The following is a 13201-nucleotide window of genomic DNA, read 5'->3' on the forward strand; positions in this document are numbered from 1 at the left end:
GAACACATCTAAACGTGACACGAGCGCATTGCCGTCTGAAACAACCAGCCTTTGAGTGCAAGCTGCTAGGGCAATGATTATTGATCAATCCCGAATTGTGGATGCGGCTTTTGTTAGCGCGAGATGAAGGGTATCCCTCCACCAACCGGCAGCGTGATCCGCTGAAAGCTCTGCTTTTAAATGGTCTAAAGCCGCCTTTGCGATTTCAACGCGCATCTCTGGCTTTTTAATCAATTCCAAGATGGCATTAGCCCAATCGTCTGGGGTATTCTCACACAGTAAGCCAGTTTTGCCATGGGTTACGACGTTTTGATAGCAAGTAATATTAGTGTAAATCCCTGCACATTCGCCAGCGGCATAATCGCGATACTTGGTTGGAAGTTTAGCGCGATTAAATGCGAACTGGGCCAAGGGTGCTAAGCCAATGTCCCAGTTTCGGCTCAAAAACTGCCGAACAGACCCTTCATAGTCCTCTCGATAAGCGATTGCCTTTACATTTTTTAGCTCGCGAGCACGTTCTGGGACAAAGCCGAAAAACTCAATTTCCACTTCCGGGTGACTATCTTGAACCTGTTTTAAAGCATCTAAAACAAAATCAAACTGGTTGTCTCTGCCAGGGGTTCCAAAGTATCCAATCCGCACGCCATTCTTGCTCTTGGGAACGCGTTTTATCTTCTCCTTCAATGACAGGTCGAACCCATAAGGGTACATCACAACCAAGGGATTGTGTCGGAGGCTCTCTTTATAAATCTCTATGGTTGACGCCTTAACAACGTGAGAATTCTGTAGAATCTGTTTGAGCGCCAATTGATTCTCCTTCCGCCAAATGAAACTTGATAAAGGAGACCCATCCTTTGGGAACTTGAGCCAATTGTCATCCCAAGAGTAAATTACGGCCTTACCCCGTGCGCGGGCGTACTCAACTAATCCCAATGCAATAGGCTCGACCGCACGCACAACGACAATCGCATCTGCCCGATCAATATCGGCTTTAGTTGCGTGTTCAGTATTGATGCAGCCCCAATCAAGTTCACCTTTGGCCTCCAGTATCGAGAATGGCGCGTGGATATCGATTCGAAATGTCGGCAAACTTTGAGGACCAATCGCCAAAATGTAAGGCTTTCGCTTCACTTTGCGTATGACTTCAACATATTGCTTTAAAGTACTGGCCTCTGACAGGACCGTTCGAGCCATCATCTTGGCGTTTTGGGCAATGATTTCCCGCTTTTTGGGGTTGTCTAACAAATCTGCGATCGATTTGTACCAAGCAGCCGGTGTATTTTCTGCCAGCACACCATCGACCAAATCGACAACACTGTCAGAATAAACCGGCATTCTCGAGTATACCCCCGGCAATCCAGCACCAGAATATTCTCTGAATTTGTTATCCGACTTCCCGAGATTAAACTTGTTATTTACAAGCGGCGCAACCGCGACAGCCCATGATCGCGAAAGTAGAAGTGAATAGAACTCTTCAAGCTTTGGCTTACCCTTAAAATGACGATACTGAGGGTGACCCTCCAACCAGCTAATTTCTAGCCCAATCGACTCGAAGATGAGGGTCGGCCGTTCAGAAAGCAGCCTCAATATGGGCTCCCTTAACAATAGAAGGTCATCAGCATGGGTAATACCGCCAGCATAGCCGATGCGAGTTTCTTCCGCCTTGATCGCCGCCGGCGGCGGAAGACTATCGAATATCTCTGCATTTGATGGTCCACGAAACTTCGATATACGATTTGTAAGTGCTTCTAATCGTTTTCGGACCGCGGGCGACCAGATAACAGTGTGGTCAGCCATTTTGACCTGTGCCGCGATATTATTAAACGCATTGAGTTCCCGGAACCGTTGTCCTAATGGTGACTTTGGTGGAATTGACCAAAAATCATCATCAATCATATAAACGATGGGGATATTGGCAGCAGCAACCGCCTTAGCCAGTTCAACCGTAGGCGTCATGTAGGTCCGCTTAAAGAATACGACTTCAGCATTCTTGATTTCTTCAAACGCGGGCAAATCACCCTCATAATAGATTTTTGAAGTGCCTGCCCTTTCTTTAGCAATTGCCTCGAGAGGCAGCTGCAATCCGAGACGAATAGAGGCGATATCTCCATCCCCAATCCCCACAAAGAGTGGATTGTTTTTTTGGCGGTCATTGAGCGGCATCTTTAATACAGGCGCGACAGCAGGTGTTTGGACTGACCTCACCCGAAGCTCGCCCTCGAGCTCTCGCCAAATTTTCTTTGGGCCGCTTATAAGAGCCCGTGGCTGGTTCTTTAGGGCGCGAAGTGCCATGACGCTGCTGCGGAGCGGCGCAGTAATGCGCCAGGACGTTGAGGCTTCCAAAGCATTCAGCCGAATCTTTGTACTTGTAATTTCCTCTAAAAGTTTCGCATTCATGATATCCACGTTATGCCTTGCCTCAAGCAAGGCAATAATCTCTTCGTCAGACTTTGGCACAACCCATTCAGGGCCAGAGCCAAGCCTTACTTTTTGGGTTGGAACACGCACGTTAGCTGGCCTTGCGATTGCCTCGACCAACTCTTTCAGGGGAGGCTTCGGTCCAATTTTCGTTGCCACTTGTGGTGATCCAACCGGCTTAGAGAGGGAGTATCCGACAAATGCTTTGGCGGCCAACGGCATTGAAGTCTGAGAAACAGAATCCCCTGCTTTGGCGGAGGGTTTGGCTGATTGAACATGTTTTGTTCTAAGGCTGTCAGACCGCAATATCCCCTCCGGCGTTATTCCTGCATTTGCCTGCGACTTAGATTGGGATGTCACGACCCCCTTTTGAGCGAGACCCTGCCGCTCTTTTTGTACCGTTTTTCTTCGCGTTGGGGCTTTGGTGGGATTCAACGCCGCACTCCTAGTTTAATTTGTGAATATCTTACTCATTTGAAATAGGCTTGCCACTGATGTCAAACAGCTCCAAGTTGTCTCTTGCGAATGCTCAAAATTCCAAACTGAACTAAGCTTATCAGATTATAAGTATCATGGGCAGTGCTGCAGAAGGAAAATCGAAACTCAGAACTGTCTAGCAATTACGAGAAGTGTAAGCCATTGAGTTCAGAATGCGGGACCGTAAAACATCAAGTTAGGTGCACAGTCTTTCTATATTGCGTCTCGGCTACAGCCGGATTGACAAAGTATTACAGGCGATGCAGTGCAGAACGATCATGTTTAATTTCAACCGCTTTCAAGGTTGGCGGTGCATGACGAGGCGTTATAAGACTGCGTTCGTTAGCAACATTGAAGGCGTTTTTGGTTATCAAATTAAGGACACTCGGTAAATGGCCGTTTCTCTCGCCTCAAATCGCAGACCACTCCTGGAGATGCTTGAAGGGCATGGGCTAGCCGTTAATGCAACAGCTTCGCTAGATGAGTTCCCAAATGCCCAATCCGTCACAAACCTCAAAATCAAGCCGCCCAGATATCCATCGTCTGGTAGAAATGGCAATACATGCGTAAACATAGCTGGATTAAAGACTGAAGATTTCGATTTTGCAGCCTTTCATCAATCAATTAATTTCCTTTCAAACCCAGTTCTTGCTATTAAGGAAATCGTTGGCCGCCTCAAGCCAAATGGGCGGCTTTACTTTGGTATAAACAAGCGCGAGTTCTGCCCCGATGTCTTTCGGCCTGTGACATCTCTAAGCCACCTACTTCAGGATTTTCAGCGTCAAACTGTTGATATTTCCGATGAGCATATGCTCGCTTTTGTGTATGCTTGGAACCAAGCGATCTTTGATGACCCCTACAATATAAGCCGCGTGCTGAAGTTTATGTGGGACAATGAAATTGAACAAATTGATAGGGTTGTGCAGCGGAGGATTGCCAAAAGCAACCTTAAGACTGTTGAAAAAATTTTGGATGCAGAAGTTGATTTGTGCGCGCAACATGTGTTTGATTTGCCATTAATAATGGAAGTCATGCATTTTATAAATTTGGAGCTTGATCTAAATTTCGCGCCGATACACGTTGCTTTAACAAAGGGATTGCTCAACGAGCATGCCATTGTTTTTGAAAATCTTCCCGCAGCTGCGAGTACTGAGGATCCTGCTTGGAGGACAAACCTGAAGATTTTAGAGGGCTTTAAAAGGCTATATGACGTGGAGGTCATGCTTGAGAATGAATTCTAGTCTGCTTACCACTACCGAGTGGCCACTTTGTTCCATTTTAACAGAAGACAATAAATTCCTTCGCATCATTTTCTTGCCACTTTCTGGCTAGAATCTGGTGCGCGTACCCGGACGGAAATCTTAACTAAACGCCATTCCGCCCGGCAAAATTGCGAACCGTCTCGACGATGTAATCCTGGGTATCCTCATCCAAATCCGGGTGCATGGGTAGAGAAATGACAAGATCGGCTTTGGCTTCTGTTACGGGAAGACCGCCCGGGCCAACCGGGAAACGGCTATAAACATCCTGCTTGTGGATTGGGATCGGGTAATAAGCCGCTGTCGGCACGCCACGGCTCTTGGCATAGGCAGCTAGGCCATCACGATCAGGCACTTCTATTGTATATTGCGCCCACGTGGACACGCCGCCTTCAATGACTGTCGGCACAACCACGCTGTCGCCGAGAAGCTTATTATAACGGGCAGCAATCCGATTACGGGCTTCGATTTCGTCCGCAAAAACCGCTAGCTTTTCCAAAAGGATGGCGGCCTGAACCGTGTCGAGGCGGGAATTCATGCCGATGCGAATGTTGAGATATTTCGGATCATGCTCGAAGGTTTTTCCAACCAGGTCGCTCTTGGTTGCTTTGCCATGTACGCGCAGCGAATCCATCACTTCCCACAACGCATAATCATCGGTCAGCACAGCACCGCCATCGCCATAACAGCCCAATGGCTTTGCGGGGAAGAAGCTTGTGGTGGCGACATCGGCCCAGTGAATGGGATGCTTGCCGTGGAGTGTGCAGCCAAAGCCTTGGGCGGAGTCCGCGATCAGCTTCAGGCCATATTTTTTTGCGATAGCCGAAATCTCTGGATAATTGGCGGGCTGGCCGAACAAATCGACCGCAATGATTACTTTGGGCTTCAACTTGCCTTCAGCAATGACTGCCTCAATCGATGCCTCGAGATGGGCTGGATTGAGATTATAGGTCACAGGATCAACGTCGACAAAAACAGGGGTCGCGCCCAGCCAAGGCACAACTTCGCCCGTCGCAGCGAAGGTAAAGCTTGGACAGAAAACGGCGTCGCCTGTCCGAATGTGCCAGGCCATCAATGGCAAGACCAAAGCGTCGGTGCCATTAGCGCAGGACAACGCATATTTCGCCTGCCCGAATTCTGCCAAGGCCGCCTCAAAGGCTTGGACCTGTGGACCCATGATATAGGCACCACCATTGATCACGCCCATTACCGCTTCATCAATGCGACTTCCAAGCCTACGGCGTTGGGCCAACAGATCGATAAAGCCAATCGGGGGACGGGTGTTCTCAGTCATGGTTTGTACCACTCAATCTCAAACTAGGCCGCAAACAGGGCGTGGCTGCCTCATACGCCATGAATTGGGGGATTACTGCAAGCTACCACAGAAGGTCACATCACTTTTGGCAACCAAGCACAACAATCAGGCGCGGGTGGCAGTATCGATTGCTTCTGCAATCCGCACCGCTGCGGCGCCATCGACCGCCGAAATTGCAACTTGGCGCTCGCCGAGAATGGCAGCGATAAAGTCCGCCGTGGCTGCCCCCATGGGATCGGGAATGCGGGTTGCAAAATCTGCATGCAGGCCAAAGCCGGGCCCGTCGCTGAAGCTTTTAGCAATGAAATCAATCGCCACCTCGCCGCCCGCATAATTGATCGTCATGCGGCGGTCACGCTCTTCCGCTGCCCGGCTTGCGAGGAAGCGGGCTTCACCGCCGCCTTCAAACGTTAAGACAGCCTCGACCGCATCTGGATTGTCTGGCTGGCCAGCCAAGCGTGTTGCTGTGATTGCAACCGGTTCAGCACGAAACAGCAAGCGCGCCAAATCAATATCATGGACCATTAAGTCTAACGTGACCGACACATCGGCACCACGAACACTCGGCAACCCAACACGCGTTGCGTGCAACAAGCTTGGCCGCTCCTCAACCTCAAACAGACCCATGGCTTGGAAAATATAGCGCTCTTGATGGCCCGCCTGCAGCACGAGGCCCCGTTCGGCGGCATGCTGGCAAAGAATATCCGCATCCGCAGATGTCGCGGCTAAAGGCTTTTCGACCAAGCAATGCTTACCCGCATCAATTGCGGCACGGGCCACCCCACCATGGGCGATGGCCGGGGTGGCAACCACAAGTGCATCGACTTCAGCGAGAATAGCTGAGAGCTCTGTAAAGGCTTGGGTTTGCATTTCTGAGGCCAAGGCCTCTGCACGCTCGGCACTCAGATCGAAGATCCCCACTAACGTGGCCCGTGGATTGGCTTTGATCTTATTGGCATGATTACGGCCAAATACGCCGGCACCCGCTACACCAATTCGGACCTGCTGCATGGAAACGTCTGACACGGGAAGAGCCTTCTGATAGGTCTCAAACGCAGGCGCTCCTGCATAAGAATTGCGACGAGTGGCTAATGTGCTTTTAGCCGGTCTGCAACCCGCAACACTTCGGCGAAGGCCAGAAACAAATGGTAGAAGGTCGAGGTCGGCATGGCTTGCGCGATGGGCTTACCCGCTTGATCAAACGCATCAATCCAGCCCCCTAAAGGCTCCACCGCCAGATAGTGGTTGAGCAAGAGCTGCAAAGTTGGCCGCAAAACGGGAACAGGATCCGCTCCTGTCAATTCAAAAAGAGCCACGGCGGCCTTCAAACGCTCGGTATTCGGCCAAGTTCGCGAACCCGCATCGACAAACCGCCCATCATCTAGGATGACATTATAGGTGGCAGCACGTGCGTGATCGACGCCCTTTTCCTCGCCGAATGCAATCAAGCCTTCCACCTGTTCGGTGACGTCCACGCCCAATAACTTATGGGCGGAGGCCAATATCCAAGCCCATTCAAACTGATGACCGGGCTCTACCCAATGGCCTTTCTCGTCGGCCAGTCGGTCAAGATTATCGTCGAAATACTCGCATAAGGTCCGACGCGCTGGGTCATAAAAATGTCCGTTAAACAGGCCGATGATTTCGTGTGCCAATCGGGCGAAAATCGGGTCTTGCGTGCTTTCAAAGCAAGCCAAGCAAGCTTCCAAAGAATGCATGTGCGGGTTTTGTAGCCGGGGCCCTTTAGCTGGAATTTGATGCCAAAACCCAAGCTTTGGATGGCGCATCTTCGTGTCGATCAAAGCGACAGTCTGGTGCATGTATTCCAAGACATCCGGCGTGGGTGAAATGCGATAAAACCAGCCGAGCGAGAACAGGGCGAACGCATTGTCATAAAGGTCCGTGGTCGGATCAAGAATTTGATTATCCGACGTAACAAGTTTGGCCCAGCCTAAATCGGGCCCCTGCCAACAATGAGACACCATTGCGTCATACATTTTTTTGGCGTGCGTAATGCCCGGCTGCCAACCAAGAAGATAGGCGTGGGAATAGACATAAACTTGCCGACAGAAAACCCGAACACGCTTAAAGCCCGGGTCAGAAGAGCCACCGTCTAGTGCCAGCTCCTCGACTGGCCCACCATGAACCCGGTCCCACCCGCGATCTGCCCATAAGGGCAGTGCGTGGTCAAACATCCAAGACCGTAGGCGCTTGATCTCCAAGTCCATGTTCCGGTGCCCCTCTAAGGCCTAGACCGTTTGATTATAATGGCCGACTTCTGAGAAGGCAGACAGACGTGGCTTGGCTTCCTCATGGAAGAGGGCGCGCATGTCGGCATCTGAAACAGTGCTCTCAACTACGACCACCAATTCAGGCTTGTTCGAGGAAGCCCGCACAAGCACAAATGAGCCGTCTTCCAGCGTTACACGTGCGCCATTGACCGTGTTTACATCGCGGATAGCGCGCCCAAGGATTTTCCCGCCAGCAGCAGCCAGCGCCACATAGTCGGCCACGACGCGATCGATGACCCCATATTTCACTTCATCCCCGCAGTGGGCGGACATGGTGAGCGAGGTCCAGGTCAGCGGCAGTTTCTGCTTCATCTCAGAAAGCTTGGCCCCACCAGCCCGATCTAACATCGCCAAGATCACACGGGCCGCGACCAAAGCGTCATCATAGCCGCGTCCATAGGGTGCGCGCAGGAAGAAATGGCCAGACTTCTCAAAGCCCGCCAGAGCATTGAGCTCATTGGTACGGCGCTTAATATAGGAATGGCCGGTCTTCCAATAGTCAACCTTGGCGCCGTTCGCCTTCAAAACCGGATCAATCTCATATGCCCCTGTGGACTTCACATCGACGACAAAGGTTGCGTTTGGATGCAAGGCACTCATGTCTCGGGCGAGAAGGAGGCCGATCTTATCGGCAAAAATCTCTTCCCCTGAATCATCAACCACCCCACAGCGGTCGCCATCGCCATCAAAGCCCAAGGCCAGCTCTGCCCCTGTCGCACGCACGGTCTCGGCCATCGCGTGGAGCATTTCTTCGTCTTCTGGGTTGGGGTTATATTTCGGGAAGGTCCAATCGAGATCGCAATCCATCTCGACAACTTCTGCGCCCATCCGACGCAAGGCATCAGGCGCATAAGCCCCCGCCGCCCCATTGCCGCAAGCGACAACAACTTTGATCGGACGGCTGAGCTTGAAATCACCCACCGCGTCGGCAATGTAACGCTCACGCATGCCTTCAACGCGCGTGAGGCTGCCGCCGGGTCGTTCAACAAACGAACCTGACAAAACGATGTCGCGCAGTTTGCCCATTTCATCGGGGCCGAAGGTCAAAGGCTTTTGCGCGCCCATTTTGACGCCGGTCCAGCCATTTTCATTGTGACTTGCCGTGACCATCGCCACGGCGGGTGCGTCCAAGGCGAACTGTGCGTAATAGGCCACTGGCGATAGCGCCAATCCAATATCCAAAACTTCACAGCCCGCTTGCATCAACCCAATGGTCAAAGCTTGCTTGATCGACAACGAGTAAAAGCGGAAGTCATGACCGACGACAACGCGGCTCGCGCCATACTCATGCAACAAGGTGCCGAGGCCCAGACCCAAGGCCTGCACCCCCAGAAAATTCAACTCAGGCGCTTTTGCATTGCCCTGAATGCCAAACCACCAACGGGCATCATACTCACGGAAGCCAGTGGCTTTCACCAAAGGATTCATCTCAAATTCGAGAGTATTGGTTGCCAAATCCGTCAAGGGTTTAGGCATCGTGGTGTTCGTCATCTTGTGAGCTCCAATTGAAGTGGCAGTGCACTAGCGCGGAATGCGGTTAGAATAAAGGGAATGACTTGTTGGGATGCGGGTTCTTGCGCACCCAAATCTAGTTAGCGAAAAACTACTGTACGATGACCGGCCAAGAGAACACGATGTTCACAATGCCACCGGACCGCACGAGCGAGTACGGTGCATTCGAGATCGCGACCAATTTCGATCAAATCATCGGGCGTATCGGAATGGGTGACGCGCTCTACCCCTTGCTCGATAATGGGTCCTTCGTCTAGATCGGCAGTCACATAATGAGCGCTCGCCCCGATCATTTTCACGCCCCGCGCATGCGCTTGGTGGTATGGTTTGGCCCCTTTAAATCCCGGCAAAAAGGAATGGTGGATATTGATACACCGGCCGTGCAGGGCTGCCACTGTCTCTGGCGTCAAGACTTGCATATAGCGGGCGAGCACCAAGAGATTGGCTCGATGCTCTTGCATAAAGGCTAGAAAGTCCGCCTCAGCTTGCGCTTTAGTCTCTGGACTTACAGGTCGATAAAGATAGGGCAATCCATGCCATTGGACTTCTTCACGTAGATCTTCATGATTGGATACAACACCGACAATATCTGCCCGTAACCAGCCAGACCGCCAGCGGTGCAACAAATCATTCAGGCAATGGCCGGACTTAGAAACCGCCAGAACAATGCGTGGCTTCTCGCTGGTCGGATGAAACGCCCAATCCATCTTGTAGCGACGCGCGATAGGCGCAAAGCCAGCTTGCAACTCCATCAAGGGCAATGGGACAGACTCAGAGCTCGACTTGAAGGCCGTCCGCATGAAGAAATGGCCTTCAAGCTGATCATGGAAATGATCGGCTTCTTCAATGGTTAGTCCGCGGTCGGCGAGAAAGCGCGAGACAGCGGCAACAATACCTGTCTGGTCGGGACATCTGACCGTAAGAATGTAGTTGAAATCGCGTGGCATTTCAGCTCTTCGCTTTGAAGGCGTCCGCCGCGAGACGAACGTCTTGGGCACGATCCTTGTGCATGACCAAAATGCCTTGTGCCGTTGCGATGACGACGAGGTCTTCCACCCCAATCAAAGCGACCGGGGTTTCCTCTGAACGTACGAGGCAGCCTTGTGTATCGAACAAGGCGGTGGGTCCCTGGGAGACATTGGCGTTGGCGTCCTTTTCGGCCAAATCCCAGAGCGTCAGGAAGGAACCAACATCATTCCAGCCCATATCCACCGGGACCACAGCCGCGCGGTCAGTGGGTTCCATCACCGCATAATCGACCGAGATAGATGGGGCTTTTACAAAGGCGGCCTCGTCTAAATAAACACACCCTTCGTGCCGACGCCCCAAGGCGAGAGCCTCCCTTGCAGCCTTTAGAACCTCTGGGGCGTGCAGATCGAGTTCTGCCAAAAACGCGCTGGCCTTGAAAAAGAAAATGCCCGCATTCCAAGCATAATGCCCATCGGCCAAATAAGCCTCAGCCGTAGCCAAATCTGGTTTTTCGCGGAAGGCTTCTACCGCAAACACACCTTCGCCGAGCGCTTCACCGCTTTTAATGTAGCCATAGCCAGTTTCAGGCGCGGTGGGGGTTACGGCGAAGGTGACAATGCGACCGTCTAGGGCCGCGGCACAGGCATTCAAACAGGCCCGATGCAAGTTTTCCGGGCGTGCAATCACGTGATCAGCAGGTAAGACCAGCATCAGCGCGTTTGGGTCCCGCTCGGCTTGTATCAGCGCGGCAATGGCGAGAGCTGGTGCTGTGTTGCGTGGCTTGGGCTCGAGCACGATTGTTGCTGCGTGTACCCCTTCTCGCTCAAGCTCCTCGCTGACCGGGCCGAGGTGGCTGAGGCCGCAAATGATGAGGGGTGCGCCAAATTGCGCGGCCTGATCGGCCGCAACGCGCTGCAATGTTTGGCCAAACATGGTGGCTGCCCCAGCTAAGGCGTGGAACTGCTTGGGCTTGGTCTGCGTCGACAACGGCCAAAGGCGCGACCCAGCGCCGCCTGACAAGATAACCGGAGTAATCAAAGGGGATTGCATATGTTTCGCCAAAAACTTGCCCTTAAACGCGGGGTTCGCCATCAAAGAACGGCAGTCCCATTATGGCTCAATTTCCCCCAGTCGACCTACAAAATCGACTGACCGGTCTTAGCCCAGTCCTTCATAAATGCTTCTAACCCGAGATCGGTTAAAACGTGCTTATAAAGCGCGTGGAAGACTGCAGGCGGCAAGGTTGCACAATCGGCACCCGCCAAGGCAGCATCTCGAACATGCATCGCTGTGCGCGCAGAGGCAGCTAGGATCTGCGTTTCAAAACCGTAATTGTCGTAGATAACCCGAATATCGCGGATGAGTTCCATCCCGTCCTGACCATTGTCATCGAGACGTCCGATAAAGGGCGAAATGTAGGTTGCGCCAGCCTTTGCAGCCAACAAGGCCTGCACAGCCGAGAAGCACAAAGTGACATTAACCGGCGTGCCCTCATCGACCAAAGTCTTGCAGACGCGCAAGCCAACAGGGGTCAAAGGCAGCTTAACCACGACATTTGGGGCGATCTTTGCCAAAAAGCGGCCCTCAGCCAGCAAGGTATCATAATCGCTTGCCACAGCTTCTGCGCTGATGGGGCCAGGAATCAATGCACAGATCTCTTCAATAGCATCGGCAATCTTGCGCCCGGACTTTGCGATCAGAGATGGATTTGTCGTCACGCCGTCAACGAGGCCAGTTGCAGCCAGAATTTTCAGATCGGCGACTTCGGCAGTATCAATAAAAATCTTCATGAGGGGTCCAGTCCATGGGTGTGACAGGCGAATGATCAGGAGCCCGCATAAAGCACGCAAGACATCGCCTCAAGGCCAGCGCCCAGTTTGCCGGTGTTTGGTCGGTTCAATCGCTGCGAAAACCGCAGTTTTTCAACCACTCATGGCACGATTTCTGCTACTTGCCGCACACTATGAGTCGACTGGCACTCCCAGATATCTGCAACAGCGGGTGGGCACTAAAGACTTGACGGACTATAGAGCGCACAGATTTGCGCGGGCTCGAGGAAAATAGTCATGAAGAAAATTCGTAAAGCCGTTTTGCCAGTGGCAGGGTTTGGAACACGTGTGCTGCCGGCAACCAAATCATTGCCGAAAGAAATGTTGCCCGTCTTTGATCGCCCCGCCGTCCATTGGGTTGTTGAAGAGGCGTTGGAAGCGGGAATTGAACATTTTGTCTTTGTGACTGGCCGCAATAAAAATGCGATCGAGGACTATTTTGACCGCGCTTATGAGCTGGAAGACTCCCTGCGTCGGGCCGGCAAGACTGTGCAATTGAAAATGCTTGAGGACATGCTGCCAGAGGCGGGGTCAAAAAGCTTTGTACGCCAACAATCACCGCTCGGCCTTGGACATGCGGTTTGGTGCGCCCGAGACATTATTGGTAACGAGCCTTTTGCTGTTTTGCTGCCGGACGTTTTGGTGCAGGCAAGCCCTTCATGCCTAGCCCAAATGATTGCGGGCTATGAGGAGGTTGGCGGCAACGTGATTGCCGTAGATCCTGTGCCAATGGATCAGGTTTCGAGCTATGGCGTGATTGCCCATGGTCCTAAAGTTGGCAAATCCATGCCGGTCACCGGCATGGTCGAGAAGCCAGCTAAAGAAGTTGCACCTTCAAATTTGCGGATTACGGGTCGCTATATTCTTCAGCCAGAAATTTTCCATTATCTTGAAACCCAGGAACGTGGGGCAGGTGGCGAAATTCAATTGACCGACGCCATGCTGCGATTGATGGAAGTCCAAGCCTTCCATGCCGTTGAGTTTCAGGGACGCGACTTTGATTGCGGCTCTCGTATTGGCTATGCCGAAGCCTTTATCGGTTATGCGCTCAAGGATCCTGAACTTGGCCCAGACGTCCGGGCTATGATCGAAAAGCTGCTGGCGCGAGACTAAAGACTGGAAAGTTCAGCG

General features: G+C 52.2%; 10 protein-coding genes. 2 read left to right on the forward strand and 8 right to left on the reverse strand.

Annotated elements, in window-relative coordinates:
• Nucleotides 1-84 precede the first annotated feature (84 nt).
• Nucleotides 85-2853: a glycosyltransferase gene (locus IOB61_RS06395; RefSeq protein WP_290813877.1), complete on the reverse strand. Its 2769-nt coding sequence runs from the start codon at nt 2851-2853 to the stop codon at nt 85-87.
• A gap of 434 nt (nt 2854-3287) precedes the next feature.
• Between IOB61_RS06395 and IOB61_RS06400 the strand changes: the two genes are divergently transcribed.
• On the forward strand, nt 3288-4136 hold the full coding sequence (locus IOB61_RS06400) for a hypothetical protein (RefSeq protein ID WP_290813880.1): 849 nt from the start codon (nt 3288-3290) through the stop codon (nt 4134-4136).
• Nucleotides 4137-4260: 124 nt separating this feature from the next.
• Here IOB61_RS06400 and IOB61_RS06405 read toward each other — a convergent pair whose 3' ends face one another.
• The 7 genes from IOB61_RS06405 to fsa all read right to left on the reverse strand — a co-directional run bounded on the left by IOB61_RS06405 (nt 4261) and on the right by fsa (nt 12031).
• Nucleotides 4261-5448, reverse strand: a complete 1188-nt coding sequence (locus IOB61_RS06405) for a DegT/DnrJ/EryC1/StrS aminotransferase family protein (protein WP_290813883.1) — start codon at nt 5446-5448, stop codon at nt 4261-4263.
• 126 nt (nt 5449-5574) lie between these two features.
• Nucleotides 5575-6495 carry a Gfo/Idh/MocA family oxidoreductase gene (locus IOB61_RS06410; RefSeq protein ID WP_290813886.1) on the reverse strand — a complete coding sequence of 307 codons (921 nt, stop codon included), beginning with the start codon at nt 6493-6495 and terminating at the stop codon, nt 5575-5577.
• 62 nt (nt 6496-6557) lie between these two features.
• Nucleotides 6558-7697: an AGE family epimerase/isomerase gene (locus tag IOB61_RS06415; protein WP_290813889.1), complete on the reverse strand. Its 1140-nt coding sequence runs from the start codon at nt 7695-7697 to the stop codon at nt 6558-6560.
• Nucleotides 7698-7718: 21 nt separating this feature from the next.
• Complete coding sequence (locus IOB61_RS06420) at nt 7719-9236, reverse strand: phosphomannomutase/phosphoglucomutase (RefSeq protein ID WP_085341367.1); 1518 nt, start codon at nt 9234-9236, stop codon at nt 7719-7721.
• 116 nt (nt 9237-9352) lie between these two features.
• Nucleotides 9353-10219: a formyltetrahydrofolate deformylase gene (purU, locus tag IOB61_RS06425; protein WP_085341261.1), complete on the reverse strand. Its 867-nt coding sequence runs from the start codon at nt 10217-10219 to the stop codon at nt 9353-9355.
• Between the two features lies 1 nt (nt 10220).
• Complete coding sequence (locus IOB61_RS06430) at nt 10221-11291, reverse strand: mannose-1-phosphate guanylyltransferase/mannose-6-phosphate isomerase (RefSeq protein WP_085341368.1); 1071 nt, start codon at nt 11289-11291, stop codon at nt 10221-10223.
• An 86-nt stretch (nt 11292-11377) separates the two neighbouring features.
• Nucleotides 11378-12031, reverse strand: a complete 654-nt coding sequence (fsa, locus tag IOB61_RS06435; protein WP_085341262.1) for a fructose-6-phosphate aldolase — start codon at nt 12029-12031, stop codon at nt 11378-11380.
• 276 nt (nt 12032-12307) lie between these two features.
• Between fsa and galU the strand changes: the two genes are divergently transcribed.
• Entirely contained in the window at nt 12308-13183 is an 876-nt protein-coding gene (gene galU / locus IOB61_RS06440) for a UTP--glucose-1-phosphate uridylyltransferase GalU (RefSeq protein ID WP_290813898.1), read from the forward strand.
• The last annotated feature ends 18 nt before the right edge of the window (nt 13184-13201 follow it).

Source organism: Aquidulcibacter sp. (assembly GCF_020253525.1).
Lineage (GTDB): Bacteria > Pseudomonadota > Alphaproteobacteria > Caulobacterales > Aquidulcibacteraceae > Aquidulcibacter.